Consider the following 24,078-nt stretch of genomic DNA (forward strand, 5'->3'; position numbering starts at 1 on the left):
GGTACGGCGCATGAGAGTTGAGCCCTTTCCGTGGTGATCGGGTGAGGGGGTGCTGCTCAGACGTTCATATGTGCTGCCCAGAGCATCGCAGTGCTGCGGAGAGGGCGTCAACGGATGTGAGGCTACAAGAACTTGCCATTCATTTCAGCTGATGCGTCGGTCGGTTCGCCCACCGGCGCCGAAGGACGACGGGTAGGTTCGGCCGATTCATGGAGCATGTCGACGAGCTGTGGGACCGTGGCCGGAGCATCCGGGATCTGCTAGGTTCTGCTGCGCCGCCCGTCCTGGAGCTGCCGCCGGTCATCGAGCAGGCCCAGGCTGCTGGCTGGGACGTCAGCGTGAACCTGTCTACGACGATAGTTGACTGGATGTCAGGACATATCGGTGAGCTCGAGGAGCTGACGGGCCACCCGGTTCGGTTCCGTCACCGGCGGCCGGTGGGTGCTCCGCCGGCATATCCGTGGGAGGCCGCGCCTGGGGCGCTGGCGGACGCGACGAGTGCGGCGGGGCACTCCTGAGCTGGGCATGGTCTACGCCGTGCGTCTGCTCGATGCTCTCCAGGGTGAGGCGGCGCCGCGGGTTCGGATGCACGATGGTTGGGCGTTCATCGACCCGCTTCAGCATTGAACTCGGCAACGCGCTCGCAGGACAGCGGGACAGGCTTGGCGGCGCCCAGGCGTCAACCCCGACCGGCTACGGTTGGTTGACCCACGGCCAACATCGCGGTAGAAGTACCCCGTTCGCACGCGCTGGCCCGACTCGGGCGTGGCGACTCGTGAGACATCGGGGGGTGTTGCATGAGGCTGGACGCGGAACCTGGGGCCGTCATCGCCGAACGCTACCGGCTGGTCAAGGTGCTGGGGGCCGGTGGAGCGGGGCGGGTCTGGCTGGCACATGACCTGAGACTCGGCGACGCGTCCGTGGCCATGAAGGAGATCCGGCTCCCGTTTGCTTCCAGTGCGGCCGAGTACGGTCGCCACCTCGAACGGGCCCAGCGCGAAGCGCGCAACGCCCAGAAGTTGCGCGACCACCCGAACATCGTCACTGTCTACGACTTCCTGATCGAGCACGAAGTCCCGTGGATCGTCATGCAGTTCATCGACGGCCGCTCGCTCCATGAGGTGCTGGCCGACGGCCCGCTGCCGGTGGCCACCGTCAAGCGGATCGCCACCGCACTGCTCGATGCGCTCGAAGCCGCGCACGGCAAGCGGATCGTGCACCGGGACATCAAGCCCGCCAACGTCATGTTCGCCGACGACGGGGCCGTTCTGCTCACCGATTTCGGGATCGCGCACTTCCAGCCCGACAGTGGCTTGACCACAACTGGCATGATCATCGGCTCGGCTGAATATCTGGCCCCCGAACGAGCCCGCGGCGAGGAGGGCGGCACCGCGGGCGACCTCTTTTCGCTGGGGGTGACGCTCTATCACGCGCTCGAGGGAATCTCGCCGTTCCGGCGCGAGACCCTTCTCGGTTCACTCCATGCGGTGCTCAGCGACGAGGCTCCACCGCCACGGCGCTCCGAGTGGATGGCACCGCTGATCACCCAACTGATCGCGAAGAACCCCGCTGATCGGCCGACCATCGCCAAGGCGCGCGTCCTGCTCGGCGAGCCGACCACCGTGGTCCTGCCGCCGTCCCCTCCCACCAAGGTCTTTCCGGGGGAAGGCCTCAAGGGGGAGAGGCTCAAGGGGGAAGGCCTCAAGGGGGACGGGACCAGGAAGGAAGCGCTGCGGGGGGACGGACACACGAGGGTGCCGCCTCCCCAGCGGCCCGCTCGGCCCGCTCCTCGTTCCGAGGCCCGGGCCGGCCTCCTGCTCAGCCTGGCCGTCATCGTGGGCATCCTTGCCTGGCTCTACCACGGCAATCAGGGCTTCGCCGCCTTCGTGACCGACACGATGGGCCTGTCCGGCGACGCTGCCTCCGCGCATCAGGGCGACTGCCTGCACCAGGACCCCCAGCACGGCTGGGCGGAGGTTCCCTGCTTTTCCGCAGCCGCCGACCGGAAGGTGCTCCAGCAGCTCTCCGCCGCCACCGGGCAGACCAACGCCTGCGCCGGCCTCGCCGGGTGGGACGGCTCGACCGACAGCACCATCCTCGTCGGCCCTGCCGACCAGGAGGTGCGGCTCTGCACGGCGCCCAGGAGCCAGGCCAACGCCGCCCCGGGTCCCGCGCCGACCGCGCCGACCGCCTCGTACACCCCGCCGACGTACGCCCCACCGACGTACGCTCCGCCGACCTACGCTCCGCCGACGTACGCCCCGCCGACCTACGCTCCGCCGAGCTACGCCCCGCCCACGTTCGCCCCCACCACCCCGTCCTTCGATCCGGCTTCGCTCGACAGCTCCCGGATCGATCAGACCCCGCTGACCAGCGAGGCGCTGCTGCCCGACTCGTTCACGGACTCGAAAGGCGTGGTCTACACCAGGAACAGTGGATCGTCCCAGAGTTGCCTGACCAGCCACGAGAGCCAAGCCGTACAGACCGTGCTGCGCAATGGCAGCTGCGTCAACCAGATCGTCGGGACCTACACCGACTCACAGTCACACATCATGGTGGACGTCGAAGTGGAGCCGATGGCGGATGCCCAGACCGCCACGGCAAGCCACAACTCCCTCTCCCACGCGTACGACGGTGACTGGGGCCTCTGGTGTCCGGATACCGGAGCGGGCTCCCAGATCTGCAACGATCGTGAGAACACCGACCAGGCCACCCAGTCCGGCTATGTCACCAACCACCACCGCTATCTGATCCACTCGCTGGCCATCTACATCAGCCTGGGCACCGACAAGAGCGCTGCGCCATGGACGGACGCCGCAGCGTACGCCGCAGTCGATGCGGCGGGCCCGCAGAACTACTCGGGCAACCAGTGACCGTTCCCCCGGCGACCGGGGGCGATGACGGTGCATCGAGCCGGCCGACCCGCCGGCCGGGGCAGCGCAGCGCCCCCGCTGCGGCGCGGGCCGGAGCGGGGGCCGGGGGACGGTGTGGGCGGTCAGCTGGCCGCGGCTGCGGCGCCGGCTTCGGCGATGGGCTGGTCTTCGCCGCGGGTGCCGCCCGCGACGCCGATGGCGCCGGCGATGGCGCCGTTGACGAAGATCGGGATGCCGCCGGGGAGGAGGGCGAAGCCGGGCTGGGCTGCCATGGTGGCGAGCAGGACCGGGTCGCCACCGGCGACCTTGCCGAAGTCGGCGGTGGGGACGCCGAGTCCGGCGGCGGTGACCGCCTTGTGGGTGGCCACGGTGGTGGCCCAGAAGGTCGCGCTGTCCATCCGGGCCAGGGTCTGCTGGTTGCCGCCGGCATCCACCACGACGACCGCGACGGCGACCTTGAGGGCGGCCGCCTCGGTCAGGGCGGCGTCCAGGATCTTGCGGGCCTGGGCGGCGGAGATGATCGGTGCGGTGGTCATCTGTCCATACTCCTGAGGTAGGTGACGATGTGTCATATAGCTTGAAGGGGTGGGAGGATAGGAGTCAGTCAGGCGCGCCGGGGGCGGGGTGGTTCAGCGGAGCGCGAAGCGGAACATCGCCTCGGGCGGCGGGCCGCCGACCGGTCCGGGCCGGCAGGGGTCCTTGTCGACGATCCGCTTCAGGTAGCCGGCGCCTTCGGTGCCGCCGGAGCCCTTCAACTGGCGGGGCAGGTAGCGGGCGCCGAAGCCGTAGTGGCGGCCCCGCCAGGTCAGCAGGGCGCGCTCGACCGCCTCGAAGGCGGCCGTCAGCTCCGGCGCGTCGGTGGCGCGCACGGCCGAGCGCAGCGGCCACAGATCGCGGTAGGGGCGGCTGTTGAGCTCGTGCAGGTGGGCGATGCCAAGGAAGACCTCCGCCTTGCGCGGGTCGTACCCGTACACCGCGAGCTCCACCAGGTGGTAGTTGAGCGACTGTACGGCGCTGGCCGCGCCGGTGGCCGCGCGGAAGGTCATGAACTGCTCGGGGGAGAGCGTGCGCAGCACGTGCAGGATGCCGTTCAGCAGCTCGGCGCAGGACGCCGTCTGCCGGGTGCGCAGTATCGCCCGGTCGAGATCGTCCGCGAGCACCGCGGCTATCGCCTGGCAGGCCGTCCACCTGGCCAGGTAGAAGACCACCTCGCAGGCGTGGACCGAGCGCAGGAAGAGGTGCTCGTGGTGCTCCGGCGACTGCGGGAACCCGGTGCAGCCGGTCAGCACGCTCAGCCGGCGCCGCAGCCCGGGAGTCGGCGAGCCGGGCCAGGGCGCCTCGCTCCGTGCCACGGTCTGCGCCAGCAGCTCGTCCAACTCGCTGATCAGCGCGGCCAGTCGTGATCGCCGCTCGGTCGACTCGGCCGCCCCGAAGGCGGGCAGCTCCGGTGGCGGTTCGGCCTCCTTGGCGGCGAGGTCGAGCAGGGTGGCCCGCAGCGCGGTGATGCCGGCCGGCAGCGGATCGGCCTGGTAGGGGCGCAGGAACCAGTCGTAGACGTGCAGGCTGGTGTACCGGTAGTACTCGGGGATCTCCTCGCGGCTGAACGGGCGGGTGAGCAGCGCGATCACGGTGCGCTCCTCCTCCTCGCCCGCCGGCCCGCGTTCCCCGCCTGCGGAGCCCGCTGAGCCTGCCGAGCCCGCTGAGCCCACCGAACCTGCTGAGCCCGCCGGGCCCGTCTGCTCGTACCAGTCGGCCAGCAGCGCCCGCTCGGTCGCGGTCAGCGCCGCGCGGCCGCGGGCCTGCTGGAGCCGGACGATCTCCGCCACCCGGCCGGGGCGGTCCGGTGCGAGACCCGGGCCGAAGTTCTGGCAGTCCATCGCTCACCGCTCCGCTCCGCCGGGGCCGGCCGCCCGCCGCCCCAGCACCAGGTGTTTCTCCCGGCTGGTGTGGCGCACTTCGCACCCGGTGAAGCCGGCCGCCCGGAGCAGTTCGAGGTAGTGCGCCCCGGTGCGGTGCCGCCCCTGGGTCTCCACGTGCATGGCCAGGTTCATCGCGGCGGTGGCCGGCGGCAGGTAGCCGCTCTCGTCGAAGAGGCGGTCCATCACCAGCACCACGCCGCCGGGCGCGCAGGCCCGGTAGGCCTTGCGCAGCAGGTCGAGACAGGTGTCGTCGGCCCAGTCCGAGAGGATGTAGCCGAATGCCAGGCAGTCGCCCGCCGGCAGCTCGGCGCGGTGGAAGTCGCCCGCGCTGAAGGACAGTCGCTCGCCGAGCCGGTAGGCCGCGCCGGTCTCGGCGAGCTTGGGCCCCACCTGCGGCAGGTCGAAGACGGTGGCCCGCAGCCCCGGGTGGCGCAGCAGCGCGGCGACCGCGAACGGGCCGCCCGCGCCGCCGACGTCGACCAGGTGGCGGGCGCCCTCCAGCTGGGCGAGCTCCACCAGCTCGGCCGAGACGTCGAAGCTGAGCTGCCACATCGCGTCCAGGAACCGGTCGGTGGACTCGGCGTCCCGGTAGAGGTCGGCGAACGGCTCGTCCAGCGGCTCGGCGAGCGCGGCCTCGGCGCCGGCCCTGCCGAGCGTCAGGCAGGCGTCCAGCCGGCGCAGCCGCTCGGTGGTGCTCTCCATCAGGTGGCGCAGGAAGCCGCCCAGGTAGCGGGACTCGCGCGGATCGAGGAAGGGGAGCGAGGCGGCGGGCACGCTGTAGCGGCCCCGCGGGTCCGCGGTCAGCACGCCGAAGGCGCGCAGCACGGTGAGCAGTCGGCCCAGCGTGTCCTCGTCCAGGCCGAGGGCGCAGGCCAGTTCGGCGGTACCGCTCGGGCCGTGCTCGGCGAGCCGGGCGAACACGCCGTGCCGGGCCGCCAGATCCAGCGAGCTGCTGACGAACAGGCCGTAGACCGCGCGCTCCAACGGGCCGGGCATGAGGCCCGATCCGCCCGGCCCGCCCTCGGGAACCTGGGCACCGGGAACGTGAGCGTCGGCCGCCGTGCGTTCCATCGCGAACTCCCTTCGACGGCCTCCAGCATGGCCGTCCGGGCGGGGTGGTTCGGGGCGGGCCGCCAAAAACCATCCGTTCGTGTGGGGTGGCGACCCGACCGGCGCCCCAGGACCGCCCGCCCGTCCCTCGGATGCCGTCAACCCGCCGTCAGTCTCGGGGATGTGGCCGCGCCCCGGCAGTCCCGACACTGGGGCGGTCCGCTCAAGGTAGGGGGAAGAGCATGTCGCCTGACTCTCCGGCCCAACAGGTGAGGCCGCCCGGACCGTGGCAGCCGCGCAAGCGCGTCACCGTCATCGGCGCGGGGGTGGCCGGCCTGGTGGCGGCCTACGAACTGGAGCGGCTCGGCCACAGCGTCGAGATCCTGGAGGGGCACCTCCAGGTCGGCGGCCGGGTCCGCACCCACCGCTTCGTGCCGGGCCGCGAGGGCCCGCTGGTGGAGCTCGGCGCGATGCGGGTGCCGACCACCCACCGGCGCACCATGCGCTACCTGCGCAAGCTCGGACTCGCCGACCAGCTGCGCGAGTTCACCACGCTCTTCCAGGACGACGCGGCCTACGTCCAGACCAGCCAGGGCCACCGGCGGATCCGCGAGGCCTCCGAGATCCTGGTCGAGGAGCTGCGCGGTCGGCTGCCCGCAGGCCGCTTCGAGGAGTACGACGAGCAGACCCTGCTCTTCGGTGCCTGGATGGCGGTACGCGTCAACGCCCTTGCCCCCAGCGACTTCCGGGACAGCATCCGGCGCGGCCTGGACGGCGAGCTGATGGGCCTGGTCGCCGGGATCGACCTGACCGACTACGTGCGGGCGCCCGGGGCCGGCGGCGAACTGATAGACCTGCGCGCCCTGTTCGCCGACCACCCGGGGATCAGAGCCGGCTGCCGCGGCCGGCTCTACCGCTTCGTGGACGACATCGTCAACGAGACCAGTTCGACCCTGATGCGGCTCAGTGGCGGCATGGACCAGCTGGTCCACCGGCTGCGCGAGCGGATCAGCGGTCCGGTGCGCTGCGGCAAGGAGGTCACCGGGCTGGCGGTGGCCGAGCACGGGGTCCAGGTGCGCACCAGGCACGGCTTCGGGTCCGCCGGGCGGCTCTGCGACTACGTGCTGTGCACCATACCGTTCTCGGTGCTGCGCGGCCTGGAGCTGGCCGGGTTGGACGAGGAGAAGCTGGCCGCGATCCACGGCCAGCGCTACTGGGCGGCCACCAAGGTGGCCTTCCACTGCCGGGAGGCGTTCTGGGAGCGGGACGGCATCACCGGCGGCGCCTCCTTCACCGGCGGGCTGAGCCGGCAGACCTACTACCCGCCGGTGGAGGGCGACCCGAAGCTCGGCGCCGCGCTGCTCGCCAGCTACACCATCGGCCAGGACGCCGACCGGCTCTGCCGGCTGGGCCGCCGGGCCCGGCTCGCGGCGGTGCTGGACGAGGTCGCCGCCGTGCACCCGGAGCTGCGCCGCCCGGGCATGCTGCTGGGCGTGGCCGACCAGGTCTGGGGCACCGAACCCTCCTCGCTGGGGGCGGCGGCGGTCCGCTGGGGCAAGGACGCCGACTCCTGCGAGGCCGAGCGGGAGATGGTGGCAAGGCCCCAGGGGCGGCTCTTCTTCGCCGGCGAGCACTGCTCCAGCCACCCCGCCTGGATCGAGGGGGCGATCGAGTCGGCGCAGCACGCGGTGCGGCTGATCGACGGCCACCAGCAGGGCGAGGCGGCCGAGGGCGCCTGTGCCGCCGTGGTCGAGGAGCCGGCGTGACGCGGCGTGCGGGGAGCGGCGGATGAGCGTGTTCGACCTGCCGCGCCTGCACTTCGCCGGCACGGCCACCACCCAGCTGCCGACCGGCGCGCGCAGCGGTCTGGTCGACCTGACGGACAACACCGCGCTCACCGGGGAGCGCCGGCCGTTCCCGGTGACCCGCCCGGCCGCGGAGTACCACCGTGAACTGGCCGGGCTCGGGCTGCTGGACGCCCCCGGTGCGCACCTGGCGGGCAACGGCCACTTCGCCGTCGCCGCCACCGTGGTCGGCGCCGAGCGCACCCCGGGCGAGCAGGTCGCGGCCGACCCGGTGCTCGGCCGCAGCGTGGACCTGTGGGGCCACTACAACGAGTACTTCGCCACCACGGTGAACCGCGCCCGGGTCTTCGACGTCGATCCGGCCTCCTCGTGGACCACCACGCTGATGGTCGGCCGGCTCTGCTTCGGCCGCAGCGGGCGCTCGCACGACATCGGCTACCTCTGCACCGGCGAGGTCGAGGGCTTCCAGCCGCCGCGCTGGCACCGCTTCGGCCCGGAGCCGGGCGGTGCCCGGCCGCGCCTGCCGCGCCAGACGGTCCACCAGTTCACCGTCGAGAACGCGGTGCTGCAGTGGCCGCCGGCCGCGCCCGAGCACCGGTCGCCGCTGGTCGACGAGCTGCGTGCGGCGCTTGCCCAGCCCGGGGTGGCGGGGCTCGTCGTCCAGTTCGCGCTCGCCGCGCCGCCCGGGCCGCTGCCGACCGGACGCCCCGTCGAGTGGACGCTGACCGGCACCATCGCCCCCTGGCGCCACGGCGAGCCGCGCAGCCACCCGGCGGGCCGGCTGCTCACCGCGCCGCCGGGGCGGCCCGACCCGCTCGCCCCGCTGCCCCGCCAGCTCACTGTGCAGGTGGGCGAGCGGCTGGTCGGCGTCAACCTGATCGGCGCGGATCCGCACGCCCTGGCGGAGCAGCACGAGAACCCCGGCCGCTGGGAGCTGCGCACCGCGGACGGGGCGCAGCTGGTGGCCGTCCTGCCGGGCGGGCTCGGTGCGCCGCCCGGCCGGCTGCTCACCGTCGCCCGGCAGGACGGGCCGGCGGTGGAGGACCAGGCGCTGCGCCTGGACTGGGTGCCGGGCGACGGCTCGCGGAGCACGGTGCTGCGCGAGCGGGAGATCAACGTCCAGGCCGACCAGGCCGCGCTGATCGTCGAACACCCCCGGCACGCCCGGGACGGCGAGCACGATCTGACCGTCACCGTCCGCTCGCTGGTCCGCGGCCGGCCCGCACCGGTGACGGGCATCCGGGTGCGCCAGTACGCCAACCCGGCCGCGCTGCCGCTGCTCGGGCCCGCCGAACTGGCCGGGCTGCGGGTCGCGCGGCTGCGCGCCGGGGCCACCGCGGAGCGCGGGCCGGCAGAGCAGGAGCAGGAGCAGGAGCCGGCGGAGACGGATGAGGCGGACGCGTGGGCGGCCGACTGCCTGCTCGACACCGGCCCCGACGGCGCGGGCCACCTCGTGCTGCGCGGGGCCCGGGCCGGCTGCGCGCGGCTGCTCCTCGCGGCCCCGGGCGAGCCGCTGCCGCAGGAGCTGACCGCCGCCGGTGCCCAACTGCCGGATGCCGCAGCGCACTACGACGACGCCGACGCGCTGCGCTACTGGTCGGGCACCGGCACGCTCGCGCTGCGGGTGCTGCCGGACGACTGGCACCTGGACGAGCTGCCGCCCGAGCGGATCACCTTCGAGCTGCTGCACCGCGAGGTCCTCGCCTACTACGAGCTGACCTCCACCTTCATGAAGGAGGAGGTCTTCAGCCTGGCCGACGAGGCCCGGGTGGAGACCTACGCCCGGCTCTGCTGGCAGATGTCCGATCCGGCCAACAGGTCCAGGACCTACTACATGCCGCCCACCCGCGACCTCTCCGCGCCCAGGGCCCGCCTGCTGCTCGGCCACCTGCGGGCGCGCAGCGCCCCGCGCCGGCTGCTGACCTGCGGAGCGAGGCCCGCGCCGCGGCGGGCCGGCCCCGAGCTGAGCCGCCGCGAGGACCTGGTCGCGGCGGTGCGCGACGCCGTCACGATCGAACTGGCCGTCACCCTGCAGTACCTGTACGCCGCCTACTCGCTGCCCACCCACGGCGCGGGGCTGGTCTACCAGCGGCGCGGCCACTGGAGCGCCCACCGGCTCGCCGTGGTCTGCGGGGACGGCGGCGAGACGCTGGAGGACTCGATCCGCAGCACGCTGCTGCGGGTGGCCCGCGAGGAGATGACCCACTTCCTGGTCGTCAACAACCTGCTGATCGCCCTGGGGGAGCCCTTCGCCTTCCCGGTGATCGACTTCGGCACGCTCAACCACCGGTTGCCGATCCCGCTCGACTTCGCCCTGGAGGGCCTCGGTCCCGCCGCCGTGCACCGGTTCGTCGAACTGGAGCAGCCGGACCGGCTGCTGGCCGACCCCCGCTACGGCGACCGGCCGCACCGCGGCGTCACCGGACACGACCCCGCCACCGGGCACGACCCCGCCACCGGGCACGGCCCCGCCGCCGGACAGCGCACGACCTACCACTCGATCAGCGAGCTCTACGCCGCGATCCGGCACGGCCTGCGGACCATCCCCGACCTCTTCCCGGCGAAGGCGGGACCCGGCGGCGGTGAGCACCACGTCTTCCTGCGCCGCTCGGTCAACGCCCGCCACCCCGACTACCAGCTCCAGGTCGACGACCTGGCCAGCGCGCTGTTCGCCGTCGACTTCGTGACCGAGCAGGGCGAGGGCGGCGTGCTGGCGCCGGACCGTCCGCCGGGGGAGGAGTCGCACCACGACTCCTTCCGCCGGCTCGCCGGCCTGCTCACCGCCCTCGATCCGGACCACGGGGCCGCCCAGCCGGGCCCGGCGCCCCGCCTGGCCTACCCGGTGCTGCGCAACCCCACTCTGCGGCCCGGCAGCGCGGCCCAGCAGCTGATCACCGATCCGGTGGCCCGGCAGGTGGCCGAGCTGGGCAACGAGGCCTACGCGCTGATGGCCCAGCTGATGGTCCAGCACTTCGCCGAGCTGCCCGCCGCCAGCCTGCGCCGCTCGCCACTGATGAACGCCTCGATCGAGGTGATGAACGGCCTGGTGCGTCCGCTCGCCGAACTGCTGGTCAACCTGCCCTCCGGGGTGCCGGGCCGGACCGCCGGGCCGCCCTTCGAACCGGGTGGCGCCCCGCACCCGTTAGCCGGGCCGCCGGCCGCCACCCGGCGCGAACTGGTCGCCCGGCTGGAGCGGTTGGCGCACGCGGCCCGCAGCTGTCCGCTCGTCCCCGACCAGGTCCTCGGGACCCTGGCCTACCTGGTCGAGCTGTTCCGGAAGGACACGACACACCCATGAGCGACGCACCCCTGCACGAAGCGACCCCCCACTCACCGACCGCGCCATCGACCGGGCCGGAGCAGGAGACCGAGGTGCTGATCGTCGGCGGCGGCCCGGTCGGCCTGACCCTGGCGCTGGACCTGCGTGCCCACGGCGTGGCCTGCGTGGTGCTCGAAGCGGGCGACGGCTCGGTCAGCCACCCCAAGGTCAGCAACATCGGCCCGCGCTCGATGGAGTACTACCGGCGCTGGGGCCTGGCGGACCGGATCCGGTCGGCCGGCTGGCCGCCCGAGCACACCCTGGACAGTGCCTGGGTCACCCGGGTCGGCGGCCACGAGGTCTACCGGCTGCGGTTCGGCAGCGCGCTGACCCGCCCGCCGTTCCGGCACACCCCCGAGCCGGACGCGATCTGCCCGCAGCACTGGCTCTCGCCGCTGCTCGCCGACGCGGTCGGCCACCACCCCCACGGGCCGCTGCGGCTGCGCTGCCGGCTGGACGGCTTCACCCAGGACCAGGACGGCGTCACCGCCACCGCCACCGACCTGGCCCGGCAGCGGAGCACCACCCTGCGGGCCCGCTACCTGATCGCCTGCGACGGCGCCGCCTCGCCGGTCCGCAAGGCCTGTGCGATCCCGGCGCCCGCCCGCTTCCCCACCCAGGTGTTCCGCAACATCCTGTTCCGGGCTCCCGAACTGCGCGCCCAACTCGGCGAGCGCAACGCGCTCTTCTACTTCCTGCTGCTCTCGGACACGCTGCGCTTCCCGATGCGCGCGATGGACGGCGACGGGCTGTTCCGGCTCTCGGTGCGGGTCGACGGCAGCGCGCAGGCGGCGGCTCCCGCGATCGAGCTGCTGCGCCGGGCGATCGCCCTGGACACCCCGATCGAGGTGCTCTCCGACCACGAGTGGCACCTCACCCACCGGGTGGCCGAGGAGTTCCGGCACGGGCGGGTGCTGCTGGTGGGCGACAGCGCCCACACCCTGTCGCCCTCCGGCGGCTTCGGGTTGAACACCGGGCTGGCCGCCGCCGCCAACCTGGGCTGGAAGGTGGCCGCTGCGCTGGCCGGCTGGGCCGGCCCTGGGCTGCTGGACAGCTACCGCGCCGAGCGCCGGCCGGTGGCCGTCGAGGCGGTCGAGGAGGCCAACCGCAACCTGGCCCGCACCATGGGCCGCGAGCTGCCGGCCGCTCTGCACGAGGACGGGCCGCGCGGCGAGCTGGCCCGCGCGGAGCTGGCCCGGCGGCTCGAAGAGAGCGCGGTGCGGCGGGAGTTCGACGCCCCGATGATCCACATGGGCTACCGGTACGAGTCGGCGATCGTGCTGCCGGACCGGGTGCCGGCCGACCCGGACGAGCCGCTGGACCGGCCCAACAGCCGCCCGGGCTCCCGCGCACCGCACGCCTGGCTGGCCCCAGGGCACTCCGTCCTGGACCTGTTCGGCCGGGGCTTCCAGCTGCTCGACTTCACCGCGCAGGGCCGCGAACCGGCGCAACTGGACGGAGTGGTGCGGGCGTTCGCCGACCGAAGGGTCCCGCTGACGGTCACCGGCTGCGCCGACAAGGAGATGGCCGACCTCTACCGGCGCCGCTTCGTGCTGGTCCGCCCCGACGGCCACGTCGCCTGGCGCGACGACGAGGCGCCGCGCGACCCGGGCGTACTGGCGGACGCGGTACGGGGTGCCCGGTGACGGCCCCCGCGGCGCTGCCCCCCTTCACGCTGGCCGGCTGGCCGGCCGAGCGGATAGCCGATCCCTACCCGCTCTACCGCAGCTATCGCGAGGCCGCCACCGTGCACCGGGTGCCGGGGGAGGGGAGCGGACCGGACAGCTACTACGTCTTCGGGTACGCCCCGGCCGCCCGCGCACTGAGCAGTCCCCGGCTGGGCCGCCGGATCCCCGGCGGCAACACCCCGCTCACCCACCGGGCGATCGCGGACACGGCCGTGCGGGAGATGGTGGAGGACTGGCTGGTCTTCCTGGACCCGCCCCGCCACACCAGGCTGCGCGCCATCCTCAGCCGGGAGTTCACCCCGCGGATGGTGGCCGGCCTGCGGCCCAGACTGGCGGCGATCGCACGCCATCTGCTGATGAACCGTCAAGAACTCGACCTGGTCGAGGACTTCGCCGCACCCTTCCCGGTGCTGGTGATCTCCGAGCTGCTCGGGCTGCCCGCCGGGGACGGCAGCTGGCTGCGCGCCGCCTCGCTGCGCCTCCAGCAGGGCAGCAGCTCGCGGGCCGGACAGGCGCCCGAGGGGGCGGCGCAGGCCGACGCCGCCGCCCGGGAGCTGACCTGGTACTTCCGCGAGCAGATCGGCTCGCGGCGAGCGCGGCCGGGGCGCGACCTGATCAGCCTGCTGCTCGGCCACGAGGGCCTGGCCGAGACGGAGATCGCCGCCACCTGCGTCCACCTGCTGACGGCCGGGCACGAGACCACCACCCACCTGATCAGCAAGTCGGTGCTGGCGCTGCTGCGGAACCCGGAGCTGCTGGCCCACCTGCGGGCCGACCCCGCGCTGCTGGCGGAGGCGGTGGAGGAACTGGCCCGCTACGACCCGCCGGTCCAGGCCGTCACCCGCTGGGCGCAGCGCGACGAGCGGCTCGGGGACCACCTGGTGCCGCGCGGCTCCAAGGTCACCGTGCTGCTCGGTGCGGCCAACCGCGATCCGGGCCAGTTCGCCGATCCGGACACGCCACGCCTGCACCGCCGCCAGATCGGACCGCAACTCGCCTTCGGCCTCGGCATCCACTACTGCCTGGGCGCAGCGCTGGCGCGCGCGGAGGTGGAGCTGGCGCTGGCCGAGCTGCTGGGGCGGCTGGCCGGCGCGCAGCTGCTGGAGCAGCCGGTGCGCTACGCCCAGGACCTGCTCTTCCACGGGCCGGAGCGGCTGCCGCTGCGCTGGTGAGGCGTGCTAAGGCTGGTCTGACAGGCCCTGGCGGGCCGGTCGTCACTCGGCCGGCGCGCGCAGGGCCAGCTCCAGCCGGGAGTGGATGCCCAGCTTGCGGAAGATCTGCCGCAGGTGGAAGGCGACGGTGTGCGGCGAGAGGAACATCCGGGCGGCGATCTGCCGGTTCGTCAGCCCGGCGGCGGCATGCCCCGCCACCGTGCGCTCGGTCCGGGTCAGGCTCGCCCACCCGGTGGCCGGGCTCGGCTCGGCCCGGGTCCAGTGCCGCCGCCGCACGCCGAGGGCGCGCAGCCGCCGCCGGGCCCGAGCCGCATCCCGTTCGGCGCCAAGACGCTGGTAGGCCTCCAACGCCTGGCCCAGGCTGCGCACCGCCCGGGGGCGGTCCGCCGGGCCGAGCAGGACGCCGAGGTCCTCGGCCGCCGAGGCGCGGGCCCAGGCGTCCCGGTGGTCGCGGGCGGCGACCGCCAGCGCCCGCGGGTCGTGCTCCAGCAGCCCGCGCGCGTGCTCCGCGGCGGGCCGCAGAGCGGGCACCGCCGGGTTGGCCTCGGCCAGCCGCCGCACCGCGGCCAGCACCGCGGCGGCCCGCTCCGGCTCACCGGCGGCCAGCGCCGCGCGCACCAGCCAGGGCACGCAGGCCGGTTCGTCCAGGGTCAGCCGGCCGAGGGCGGCCTCGTCGGCGGCCAGCTCCTTGAGCGCGTGGCCCACCGGGCCGAGGTCGCCGTCGGCCGCCAGCAGCTGGGCCTCGAACCAGGCCGCCGCGGTCGCGGGGTCGGCGCCGAGGCCCGGAGCGGGCGTCTGCGGCGGGACGGGCCGCTGGGCCGCCGCCGTGGCGCGCAGCGCGGCGGTGTGCTCGACGGCGGCCGGGTGGTCGCCGCGGTGGACCGCCACCGTGGCCAGCACCCGCCGGGCCAGCGCCGCGCAGTGCGGGGTGGCCGCTCGCTCGGCCAGCCGCAGCGCGGCATGGGCCTCGGCGTCCGCCCGCTGCAGGGCGCCCTCGGCCAGCGCCAGCCGGGCCAGCACGATCCGCCGGATCAGCTCCGGGACGAACGGGCCGACCGTCACCGGCCGGCGCGCCGCAACCGGGCCGCTCGACGCTGCCGGGCCACTCGACGCCGACCCGTCGGCCGCCGTCGGGTCGATCGCCGCCGCGGCCTCGTCCGGGCAGCCGGCCTGGACCAGCAGCAGCGCCCGGATCGGCTCGGCCGGGGTGTGCCAGGCGGTCGCGCAGCCCTGCGCGGCCAGCGCCACCGCCTCCTGCCCGAGCTGCAGCGCCGCCTCGGGCCGCCCCGCCCGCCAGGCGAGGACCCCGTCGGCGAGCCGGACCGCCGCCCGCAGGTCGAGCCCCTGGGTGTGTGCCCGGCGCAGCAGCCGGGCCAGCTCCCGGTGCGGCTCGCCGGGCCCCTGGGCGAGCGCCGCGGCCTGGGTGAGCAGCGCCTCCTGGCGCACCGTCGAGGGGATGCCCCGATCACCGGCCGCCCGTTCCGCCAGGGCCAGCGCCCCGGCGGGCCGGTCGAGCAGCATCAGCGCGTCGGCCAGCGCGATCCGCAGCCGGGCGGCGGCGGCCACCGGCACGGCGGGGCGGGCCAGCGCGGCCTCGGCCAGCGAACGGCCCCGGTCCAGCGCGCCGGAGCGTACGCAGGCCTCGGCGGCGAGCGCGGACAGCTCCGCCGCCGCGAGCGCCCCGTCGCCCGCCGCGTCCGGCGCACCCGCCGCGCCCGGGCCCGCACCCGCCTCAGGTTCTGCGAGCAGCCTCTCGCCCAGCCCCTCGTCCAGGCCGTCGCCCAGCCCTTCGCCCACCCCGAGCACGTCCAGCCCGCGCAGCGCCAGCTCGGCCGCCGTCGCCGGGTCGCGGGCCAGTGACTGGGCCGCCGCCAGCCGCAGCAGCGGACCGGTGACGGGGTCGCCGCGGTAGGCCCCGTGCAGCAGGTGCGGAGCGACGGCGACGGCCGAGCGCCCGCCGGCCAGTTGGACGGCCAGCGCCTGACGGTGCATGGCGGCCCGCACCGCCGGCGGCAGCCCGGCCAGCAGGGCACTTCGCACCAGCTCGTGCCGGAACGTCAGGTACTCGCTCTCGCAGTGCGCCAGCCCCGTGCGGGCCGCCTCGCGGAAGACCGGGACCAGCGCGCTCACCGGCTCGTCCAGCATCTGCGCCACCTCGTCCGGCAGGCTCGCCGGACCGAGCACGGCGGCGGCCTCCAACAGCAGCCGCACCCGGCCCGGCGCCGCGCAGAGCCGACGCGCGATCAGCTCGCCGAGACGGCGCGGCGGGCCGCCGTCCGCCGGGCCGCCGTCCGCTGCGCCGGCGGACAGCTGGAGCGGGTCCGCGCCGGGCCGCAGCGCGCCGTCCCGCTCCAGCGCCCCGAGCAGTTCGAACACCTCGCCCGGCCGGCCCCGGGCCAGGCCGAGCAGCGCTGCCAGGCCGCTGTCCGGGGGTGCGCCCAGCAGGTCGGCGCAGAGCTGCCCGACGGCCACCGCCGACAGCGGCCCGAGCACCAGCCGCAGCAGCTGTCCGTCCTCCGGACCGGACCGCTCTCCCGGCCCCGGCCCCGGCCCCGGCCACTGCCGCAGGCCCGGCGGGTGGCCCTCGTGCCCGGTGGTCAGCAGTAGCAGGGGAGCACCGCGCCGGGCCGCCACCAGCTGCCCGAGCAGCGCCGGCCAGCCCGCCCCGCCGTCACAGCTCAGCAGCAGCGGGCCCTGCTGGAGCCGGCCGTCCAGCAGCCCGAGCAGCGCCCGGCCGGCCTGCGGCTCGTCCCACTCCTCGGCGCCCGAGGGCACCCGGACCTCCAGCGCCCGGGCGAGCACGGGCACCAGCGCCGCCAGCGGCCCGGCGGCGCCGAGCGGGACCGACCGCCAGGCGGACTGCGTCCACCCGGGGGCGGTCAGGGGTGCGGGAGGCGGCGCGGTGAGCCGGGCGATCCGGAAGCCGCGGGCGGCGGCCAGCAGTTCGCCCTCGCGCAGCAACCGGGACCTGCCCGCCCCGCCGGGCCCGCTGATCCGGGCGACGGCGGCGCGGCAGCTGCTCAGGGTGCGCTCCACCAGCCGGTCGAGCAGGGCCAGTTCTTCGGCCCGCCCGCGCAGCGGCGGTCCGGCCTGCTCACCGCGAACCGGCTCGGGGTGGACGGCGCCGGCCGCGCGCGCCTGGTCGCGGTGCTCCGTGGCCACCGTCCGTCCCTGGTCCGGTACTCCGGCCGCCCGGGCCGTGCAGCCGCACATCGAGCCTCAACCGCCCACGCTCGGCACCCGGTCCACGTCCGTGTCCTGGCCGTCGGCGGCCCCGGCGCCGGTGGCGGTGCGGGCCGGCCAGCCGGGCAGCAGCGTGGCCAGCACCGCGCAACAGAGCGCCAGCACCATGGCCAGCGTGTAGCCCGCGGCCACCCCGGTGGCGAAGTGCGCGCGGTAGCCGGGGCTGTCCGCGCGGGCGCTGCCCAGGCCGCTCACCGCGCGCGCCACGATGGTGGCCAGCACCGCCACGCTGAGCGCCTGGCAGACCCGCTGGGTGGCCTGGAGCAGGGAAATTCCGCGGGCGACGGCCGCACGCGGGACCTCGCCCAGCGCCGTGACCTGGGTCAGCGGCGGGATCACCCCGGCGCCGGCGCCGGCCAGCACCAGCGGTCCGATCAGCGCGGCGGGGGCGGGGTCGGCGGCGTACGTGCGCAGCAGCGCGATGCCGCCGGCCAGCAGCAGGAAGCCGAGGGTCATCGGCAGCCGGGGGCCGAGCCGGTCGCGGATCCGCCCGCCGAGCAGCCCGGTGGCACCGGAGCTGATCGCCAGTGGCAGCAGGGCCAGCCCCGCGTCCAGCGCGCTCGACCCGTGCACCACCTGGATGCTCAGCGGGAGCAGGAACTGCGTGCCGAAGAACGGCACTTGGCTGAGCGCGTTGATCGCGCTGCCGATCCCGTAGGTGCGCACCCGGTAGAGCCGGAAGTCGAACAGGCCGGGGCCCGAACCGCGCAGTTGGTGCAGCACCAGGAAGCCGAGCGCCAAGGCGCCCACGCCGAAGGCGACCAGCGCACCGCGCCCGTTGCCGGAGCCGAGCAGCGAGGCGCCCAGCAGCAGCCCGCCGAAGCCCGGGCAGACGGCGGCCACGCTCGCCCGGTCCACCCGGGGCGGGGTGGTCGGGCGTGGCTCGTCCGGGGCCAGGAACCGGCTGCCGAGCAGGACGCCGAGCAGGCCGATCGGCACGTTGATGAAGAAGATCCAGCTGATCAGACCGGCGTCCACGAAGACGCCGCCGACCAGCGGCCCGATCATCGGGGCGAAGACCAGCACCAGCCCGAAGGCGCCGAAGGCCACGCCCCGTCGCTCGGGCGGGAACGCGGTGAAGAGCCGGGCCGAGCCGAGCGGCAGGGCGAAGCCGCCCGCCAGGCCCTGGAGCACCCGGGCCGCGATCAGCAGGCCCAGGGTCGGCGCCAGCCCGCAGAGCAGCGAGGCGAACGCGAAGGCGAACAGCGAGGCGAGGAAGACCCGTTTGGCGCCGAAGCGCTCGCCCAGCTCGCCGGCCAGCGGGGTGGCGATGCCGAGCGCGAGCGCGTAGCCGCTGACCACCCACTGCACCTCGGCGGTCGGCGCCGCGTAGGTCTCCTGGAGCGCGTGGACGGCGACGTTGACCACCGTGGCGTCCAGGATGGTCATGAAGGAGCCCACCGAGACCGCGACCAGCGTCTTCCAGGGCGAGCCGCCGGCGGGGCGCTCGTCGGCGCGGGGCGCGGGGGAGCCCATCAGCCGGCCGGCCGGAATGGGGCGGCGTGGTCGGCGGAGGCGGCCTGGCGCGGCACCTCGGGGGCGCCGGCGCGGTGGACGATACGGCCGTCCTTGACGATCAGCCGCAGGTCGTCCAGCGCCGCGAGGTCGGTGCTCGGATCGCCGCCGACCACGAGCAGGTCGGCCCGCCTTCCGGGGGCCAGCACGCCGAGGGTCTCGCGCTGCCCGCAGACCGCGGCGGCGTGCCGGGTGGCGGACTCGATCACCTGGAGCGGGGACAGGCCGGCGGCCAGCAGGTACCGCAGCTCGCCGCGCGGCAGCCCGGGCGGCACCCCGGGCAGGCCGACCCAGTCGCTGCCGAGTGCCACGGTGCCGCCGGCGGCGACGAAGCGGGCGAGCACCGCGACCATGAACGCCTCGATCTCGCGCAGGGCTGCCTCGCCCAGCTCCGGCAGACCCATCCGGATGCCGGCCAGTTCGTTGCCGATGGTCGGCACCAGGTAGATGCCCTGCTCGACCATCGCGTCCAGCTGCCGGGCGAGATCGGGCAGCGCGCTCAGGTGCAGGGCGCCGGTGCGCTGGAGCTCGACATGGCCGACGTCCGGCGGCAGCGGGAAGAGCAGGTGCTCGACGCTGGTCACCCCGGCGGCCAGCGCCACCTCCAGCTGGTCGGCGTGGTGCACGTGCGAGCGCACCGGCAGACCGTGCTCGGCGGCGCGCCGGGCCACCGCCTTGATCAACTCGGGCTCCAGCACCGGGAGATGCCCGGGGTGGCGGAAGTCGAAGTCGAACGGCTCCTGGGTGATCTTGATGAAGTCCACGCCCAGTGCAGCCAGTTCGTCCACGGCGGCGACCGCCTGCGGGAGCGAGTCGACGCCGCGCGCCGCCGAGCCGTCGCCGCGGATCACCGGGTAGCCGCCGGGCGCGGTGATCGCCGGCCCGGCCAGGAACGTCCGGGCGGCGCCCGGTTCGCGTCCGGCGGCCCGCAGCTGCGGGACCAGCTGCGGACCGCTGCCCGTGTTGCCGATGCTGGTCACCCCGTCGCGCAGGAAGGCGCCCAGGACGTCGGGAATGTCGCGTTCGACATGGGTGTGGGAATCGATCAATCCCGGCAGGATGCTCTGCCCCTCGCAGTGCACGATCTCGGCACCGGGCGGGATTTCGGTGGCGCCGTCGGGCGCCAGCCTGGTCAGGACGCCGTGTTCGATCAGAATGACGCCACTGGCGCTGGGCGGCGCGCCCGTGCCGTCCACCAGGCGGCCGCCGATTAGGGCGATGACCTGCGGTGATGCTCCGGTGTCGGAAGCCTGCTGCTGGTGGTTCAACGAGGACCCCCTGCCGATCGCAAGGCTGAACGTTAAATATGAAGAATGCGCTTTCCGGCATTCTGAATTGATCGGCCACAAACGAGATTAAAGGGCTGTCTGACGGAGTGTCAAGGTCTTTCGAGGCGTACTGGAAAGGGGGGTTGGGCAGCTGTTCCGGTGCGGCTCGGCGCGGGCCCGGCCCAGCCCCGGGGTCCCGGCGGAAGGCTGCAGGGTGCCCAATATTTCAGGATCTCATAGGTCATCAGGTATCCGATACTGCTTCGCCGAGTGTTCATGACATGGACATCCGGGGTATGTCTACGCGCGTTTCACTCTTGGCCGTTGAGCAGGAACGAAGACAAAGAGAAGGTGCGATGGCGCAGTTGAGCAAGCGGTCCCGCCGGATCAACCGGCCGCGTGAGGGGTGGGCCGGCTGGTTGTACACGGCGCCGGCGCTGTTGATCTTCTCGGTCTTCATCATCGGACCGACCGCCTACACGCTGTACATCAGCACCTTCCACTGGAACACCCTCAACCCCTCGATGTCGACCTTCATCGGGACGGACAACTACCGGCAGCTCTTCCAGTCCACCTCGCCCAGCTTCCTGACCAGCGCCTGGAACTCGCTCTACTACTGCGGCGCGATGGTGATCGGCGGCACCGCGATATCCCTGGCGCTGGCCCTGCTGCTGCAGCGCGGCGGGCGGGCGCTGACCGCCGCCCGGATCGCCGTCTTCGCACCGCACGCGACGCCGATCGTGGCCACCTCGCTCGCCTGGGTCTGGCTCTTCAACCCGCAGTTCGGCCTGGTGGACATGGTCCTCAAGGACCTGCACCTGCCGGTCTCGCAGTTCCTCTTCTCCAGCACCTGGGCGATGCCCTCGGTGATCGTCTACAGCCTCTGGCACGAGGTGGGCTTCACCGTCGTGCTCTTCCTCGGCGGCCTGGCCGTGGTCTCTTCCGAACTCAGCGAGGCCGCCCGGATGGACGGCGCCAGCGCCCGCCAGGAGTTCTGGTACGTCACCTGGCCGCAGCTGCGCCCCGTGACGCTCTTCTCGATCGTGATCACCAGCATCAGCTCGCTGCAGGCCTTCACCCAGTTCTACGAGATGAGCCACGGCGGCCCGGCCTACGCCACCACCACCCTCAGCTACCTCCTCTACCAGGAGGCGTTCGTGCTGTTCGACACCGGCTACGGCGCCGCCCTCGCGGTGGTGCTGTTCATCGTGACCGCCGCCTTCACGGTGCTCCAGCGCCGGATCGGCGGCCGCCTGGCCGCGGACTTCTGAACCGTGCCTGCCCGCCCTGACTTCCCTGCCCCGTCCGTCCCCTCCGTAGGTAAGGAAACCCTCGTGATCTCCTCCAGCCCCAGACTGCGCCGGACCGCCGCCAGTGTGCTCGCCGCCGCCACCGTGCTCGGCGCGCTGAGCGCCTGCTCCTCCAGCTCCAAGAGCTCCGACGCGGGTTCGGGCGGCACGACCACGATCTCCTTCATGCAGATCATGATCAGCGGCACCCAGAAGAGCACCCTCACCTCGCTGACCAACGCCTTCCAGCAGGCCAACCCGAACATCAAGGTCAACCTGGAGTTCCAGCCCGACTACGGCACCCTGCACGCCAAGGAGACGGCCGGCGTCGCGGCCCACAACCCGCCCACCATCGGCCAGGTCTACGAGAGCTGGGCCGCCGACTTCGCCAAGAGCCAGGTGATCCTGCCCGTCGCGCAGTTCGCGGGCAGCGACAACCCGGCCGGCCTCACCGACTTCTACCAGGGCGTGCAGAAGGACCTGCGGCTGCCCGACGGCAAGCTGTGGATGTGGCCGTTCAACAAGAGCGTCCAGGTGCTCTTCTACAACCAGGACATGCTGCAGGCCAAGGGCCAGAGCGCACCCACCACCTGGGACCAGTTCGCCACCGCCGCCAAGGCGGTGAGCACCGACGGGGTGACCGGCATCAGCGTCGACCCGGGCACCACCGCCGCGCCCGGCGGCGGCACCAACATGTTCCAGGCGCTCTGCGCCGCCAACGGCACCCCGGACTTCGCCCCCGACGGCACCCCGCAGCTCAACAGCCCGGCCGCCGTGCAGGCGCTGACCTACCTGGCGGACCTGAAGAAGTCGGGCGCGCTCGCGGTGGGCACCAACTACCCGGGCGAGACCGCGCTCGGCGCCAAGAAGGGCGCCTTCGACCTGTCCAGCGCGGCGGGCTACTACTTCGAGAACCAGGCCGTGGGCGGCAAGTTCACCCTGGGCACCGAGGTGCTGCCGGCGGGCTCCACCGGCAAGCCGAGCAACATCATCTCCGGCACCAACATCGCGATGTTCGCCTCGGCCAGCAAGGCCCAGCAGGCGGCGGCCTGGAAGTACATGCAGTTCCTGGCCTCCGCGAGCAGCCAGGCGCAGTGGTCCAGCACCACGGGCTACCTGCCGGTCACCCCGAAGGCGCTCGACCAGATGGGCGACTTCCTGGCGAAGAACCCCTACATGAAGACCGCCGCCGCGGCGCTGGACTACGCGATCGCGCAGCCCGCCTACCCGTGGGTCGCCAAGGCGGAGGGCGAGGAGGTCGTCGCGCTGCAGAAGGTGCTGGAGCAGGGCGCCGACCCGCAGTCCGCGGCCAACGCCGCCCAGCAGGCCGCCGTCGCCGACCAGAAGGCGAACCAGTGACCGTCCCGTCCACGGCGGTGCCGCGCGGCCGGAGCCCCCTCGGGCCGCGCGGCGTACTGCGCCGCAGCGCGGCCGTGCTGATCGGCCTCTGCTTCCTGTTCCCCTTCTACTACGTGCTGGCCACCTCGCTGAACTCGGCCTCGCAGTCCAGCAGCATCGCCGACCTGCTGCTGCCGCACTGGCACTGGGAGAACTACTCCCGGGCCTGGGCCGCCGCGCCCTGGGTGCGGCTGTTCCTGAACACCCTGCTGATCGGCTCCTGCACCGTGGTGCTGGCGCTGGCCACCTCGCTGCTGGCCGGCTTCGCCTTCGGGGTGATGAAGTTCCGCGGCCGGGGCGTGCTGTTCACCCTGGTGATGGCGGTGATGATGGTGCCGAGCACGGTGCTGATCATCCCCGACTACGTCATCGCCAGTGACATCAACTGGCTGAACACGTACTGGATCCAGATCGTGCCCTGGGGCGCGAGCGTCTTCGGGATCTTCCTGGTCCGGCAGTTCTTCCTGGGCCTGCCCGGCGAGCTGTTCGACGCCGCCGAGCTGGACGGCGCCGGGCGGCTGCGGATGCTCTGGTCGGTGGGCATGCCGCTGGTGCGCCCGGCCATGCTGATCATCGCCCTGCAGGTCTTCCTGGGCTGCTGGAACTCCTTCCTGTGGCCGTTCATCATGACCCAGGACACCAGCGTGCAGCCGGTCGAGGTGGGCCTGGCGGCCTTCGCCGGCGCCGACGGCACCGACTACCCGGGCCTGGCCGCGGCGGTCGTCTTCACCACCGTGCCGGTGCTGGCCTTCTTCCTCGCGCTGCAGCGGCACTTCGTCACCGGCGCCATGTCGACGGCAGGTGGTGTCCGTGGCTGAGACAGCGTCACATTCCGTACTGATCACGGACTTCGACGGCACCCTGTACCGCGGCGACGCGCCGATCCGGCACTACGCCGAGCAGGCCGCCCGCCCGCTCGCGAGTGCCGCCCGCGCCGAACTTCTCGGCGGGGTGGAGGAGTTCCTGGAGATCGGCGCCAAGGCCGCAGGCGGGGCCCTGGCCGGGGCCATCGACGGCTGGGAGGCCGTCGCGGTGCTCGGCCGCCGGGCGGGCCTGGCCACCGAGGAGCTGAACCGGGCCTTCGCCGCGACCCGCGAGCTGATGCTGGACGCCGTCCGCTGTCCGCTCGAAGTCCCCGCCGGCTACGCCGAGCTGATCACCGAGCTGCGCGCCTCGGGGGTGCGGGTGGTGCTCGCCACCAACAGCCCGGCCGCGGGCCTGCAGGCGCTGCTGGACCGGCTCGAACTGCCGCCGCTGCTGGACGCCGTGGTCTCCGGCACCGGCAAGCCCGAGGGCCTGCGCCGGCTGCTGCACGAGGAGCGGGCCGGCGCCGAGGCCGGCCGCCTGTGCGTGATCGGCGACCACTGGCGCAACGACATCGAGCCGGGCCGCGAGATCGGCGCGCACAGCACCTACATCGACCGCTTCGGCCGGGCCGACGGCCCCGCCGACGCGATCGCCCCCACCGTCGAGGGGTTGCTCGACTCCATCCGGACCTGGGCCGCGTCCCGGGCTCCGATCGAAAGGAACTGATCCCCC

General features: G+C 73.9%; 16 protein-coding genes. 10 read left to right on the top strand and 6 right to left on the bottom strand.

The window, feature by feature from the left end:
* Positions 1–209 precede the first annotated feature (209 nt).
* Both OG500_RS29590 and OG500_RS29595 read left to right on the top strand, forming a co-directional pair.
* A complete protein-coding gene (locus OG500_RS29590) occupies positions 210–518 on the top strand; it encodes a hypothetical protein (RefSeq protein WP_329584506.1) in 309 nt (102 codons plus the stop codon).
* Between the two features lie 279 nt (positions 519–797).
* Positions 798–2,873, top strand: coding sequence for a serine/threonine-protein kinase (locus OG500_RS29595; protein ID WP_329584508.1), 2,076 nt, complete (start codon positions 798–800; stop codon positions 2,871–2,873).
* 122 nt (positions 2,874–2,995) lie between these two features.
* Here the strand turns inward: OG500_RS29595 and OG500_RS29600 are convergent, their stop codons facing one another.
* The 3 genes from OG500_RS29600 to OG500_RS29610 form a co-directional block, all read right to left on the bottom strand.
* Entirely contained in the window at positions 2,996–3,409 is a 414-nt protein-coding gene (locus OG500_RS29600) for a GlcG/HbpS family heme-binding protein (RefSeq protein WP_327069899.1), read from the bottom strand.
* A gap of 93 nt (positions 3,410–3,502) precedes the next feature.
* Positions 3,503–4,750, bottom strand: a complete 1,248-nt coding sequence (locus OG500_RS29605) for a tryptophan 2,3-dioxygenase family protein (protein ID WP_329584510.1) — start codon at positions 4,748–4,750, stop codon at positions 3,503–3,505.
* Between the two features lie 3 nt (positions 4,751–4,753).
* Positions 4,754–5,863 carry a methyltransferase gene (locus tag OG500_RS29610; RefSeq protein WP_329584512.1) on the bottom strand — a complete coding sequence of 370 codons (1,110 nt, stop codon included), beginning with the start codon at positions 5,861–5,863 and terminating at the stop codon, positions 4,754–4,756.
* 221 nt (positions 5,864–6,084) lie between these two features.
* Between OG500_RS29610 and OG500_RS29615 the strand changes: the two genes are divergently transcribed.
* The 4 genes from OG500_RS29615 to OG500_RS29630 are packed head-to-tail and all read left to right on the top strand — an operon-like array spanning position 6,085 to position 13,826.
* Entirely contained in the window at positions 6,085–7,608 is a 1,524-nt protein-coding gene (locus OG500_RS29615) for a flavin monoamine oxidase family protein (protein ID WP_329584515.1), read from the top strand.
* Between the two features lie 22 nt (positions 7,609–7,630).
* Positions 7,631–10,945, top strand: a complete 3,315-nt coding sequence (locus OG500_RS29620) for a ferritin-like domain-containing protein (RefSeq protein ID WP_329584517.1) — start codon at positions 7,631–7,633, stop codon at positions 10,943–10,945.
* Positions 10,942–12,612: an FAD-dependent monooxygenase gene (locus OG500_RS29625; protein ID WP_327069904.1), complete on the top strand. Its 1,671-nt coding sequence runs from the start codon at positions 10,942–10,944 to the stop codon at positions 12,610–12,612. The genes OG500_RS29620 and OG500_RS29625 overlap by 4 nt, the downstream gene beginning before the upstream one ends.
* On the top strand, positions 12,609–13,826 hold the full coding sequence (locus OG500_RS29630; protein WP_327069905.1) for a cytochrome P450: 1,218 nt from the start codon (positions 12,609–12,611) through the stop codon (positions 13,824–13,826). Before OG500_RS29625 ends, OG500_RS29630 begins: the two co-directional genes overlap by 4 nt.
* Positions 13,827–13,868: 42 nt before the next feature.
* Here OG500_RS29630 and OG500_RS29635 read toward each other — a convergent pair whose 3' ends face one another.
* Genes OG500_RS29635 through OG500_RS29645 form a run of 3 tightly spaced genes read right to left on the bottom strand, consistent with a single transcriptional unit; the run spans position 13,869 to position 19,852 of the window.
* Positions 13,869–16,988, bottom strand: a complete 3,120-nt coding sequence (locus OG500_RS29635; protein WP_329584521.1) for a helix-turn-helix transcriptional regulator — start codon at positions 16,986–16,988, stop codon at positions 13,869–13,871.
* A gap of 57 nt (positions 16,989–17,045) precedes the next feature.
* A complete protein-coding gene (locus OG500_RS29640; protein ID WP_327069907.1) occupies positions 17,046–18,545 on the bottom strand; it encodes a DHA2 family efflux MFS transporter permease subunit in 1,500 nt (499 codons plus the stop codon).
* Positions 18,545–19,852, bottom strand: coding sequence for an amidohydrolase family protein (locus OG500_RS29645; RefSeq protein ID WP_327069908.1), 1,308 nt, complete (start codon positions 19,850–19,852; stop codon positions 18,545–18,547). Before OG500_RS29645 ends, OG500_RS29640 begins: the two co-directional genes overlap by 1 nt.
* Before the next feature lie 356 nt (positions 19,853–20,208).
* On the opposite strand from OG500_RS29645, the gene OG500_RS29650 reads away from it, so the two are divergent.
* From OG500_RS29650 to OG500_RS29665, 4 genes are all read left to right on the top strand, one after another.
* A complete protein-coding gene (locus tag OG500_RS29650) occupies positions 20,209–21,123 on the top strand; it encodes a carbohydrate ABC transporter permease (RefSeq protein WP_327069909.1) in 915 nt (304 codons plus the stop codon).
* Between the two features lie 63 nt (positions 21,124–21,186).
* The gene (locus OG500_RS29655) at positions 21,187–22,500 is read left to right on the top strand and encodes an extracellular solute-binding protein (protein WP_327069910.1); all 1,314 of its coding nucleotides are present in this window, start codon (positions 21,187–21,189) and stop codon (positions 22,498–22,500) included.
* Positions 22,497–23,357, top strand: a complete 861-nt coding sequence (locus OG500_RS29660) for a carbohydrate ABC transporter permease (protein ID WP_327069911.1) — start codon at positions 22,497–22,499, stop codon at positions 23,355–23,357. The genes OG500_RS29655 and OG500_RS29660 overlap by 4 nt, the downstream gene beginning before the upstream one ends.
* Positions 23,350–24,072 carry an HAD family hydrolase gene (locus OG500_RS29665; protein ID WP_329584524.1) on the top strand — a complete coding sequence of 241 codons (723 nt, stop codon included), beginning with the start codon at positions 23,350–23,352 and terminating at the stop codon, positions 24,070–24,072. The genes OG500_RS29660 and OG500_RS29665 overlap by 8 nt, the downstream gene beginning before the upstream one ends.
* Positions 24,073–24,078: the final 6 nt, after the last annotated feature.

The organism is Kitasatospora sp. NBC_01250 (assembly GCF_036226465.1).
In the GTDB taxonomy this organism is placed as follows: domain Bacteria; phylum Actinomycetota; class Actinomycetes; order Streptomycetales; family Streptomycetaceae; genus Kitasatospora.

Bases quoted from the DNA above. Each gene is read 5' to 3' on its own strand.
- OG500_RS29595 (WP_329584508.1), top strand. From the start codon at position 798: ATGAGGCTGGACGCGGAACCTGGGGCCGTCATCGCCGAACGCTACCGG.
- OG500_RS29620 (WP_329584517.1), top strand. From the start codon at position 7,631: ATGAGCGTGTTCGACCTGCCGCGCCTGCACTTCGCCGGCACGGCCACC.
- OG500_RS29590 (WP_329584506.1), top strand. From the start codon at position 210: ATGGAGCATGTCGACGAGCTGTGGGACCGTGGCCGGAGCATCCGGGAT.
- OG500_RS29605 (WP_329584510.1), bottom strand. From the start codon at position 4,750: ATGGACTGCCAGAACTTCGGCCCGGGTCTCGCACCGGACCGCCCCGGC.
- OG500_RS29615 (WP_329584515.1), top strand. From the start codon at position 6,085: ATGTCGCCTGACTCTCCGGCCCAACAGGTGAGGCCGCCCGGACCGTGG.
- OG500_RS29600 (WP_327069899.1), bottom strand. From the start codon at position 3,409: ATGACCACCGCACCGATCATCTCCGCCGCCCAGGCCCGCAAGATCCTG.
- OG500_RS29625 (WP_327069904.1), top strand. From the start codon at position 10,942: ATGAGCGACGCACCCCTGCACGAAGCGACCCCCCACTCACCGACCGCG.
- OG500_RS29640 (WP_327069907.1), bottom strand. From the start codon at position 18,545: ATGGGCTCCCCCGCGCCCCGCGCCGACGAGCGCCCCGCCGGCGGCTCG.
- OG500_RS29610 (WP_329584512.1), bottom strand. From the start codon at position 5,863: ATGGAACGCACGGCGGCCGACGCTCACGTTCCCGGTGCCCAGGTTCCC.
- OG500_RS29650 (WP_327069909.1), top strand. From the start codon at position 20,209: ATGGCGCAGTTGAGCAAGCGGTCCCGCCGGATCAACCGGCCGCGTGAG.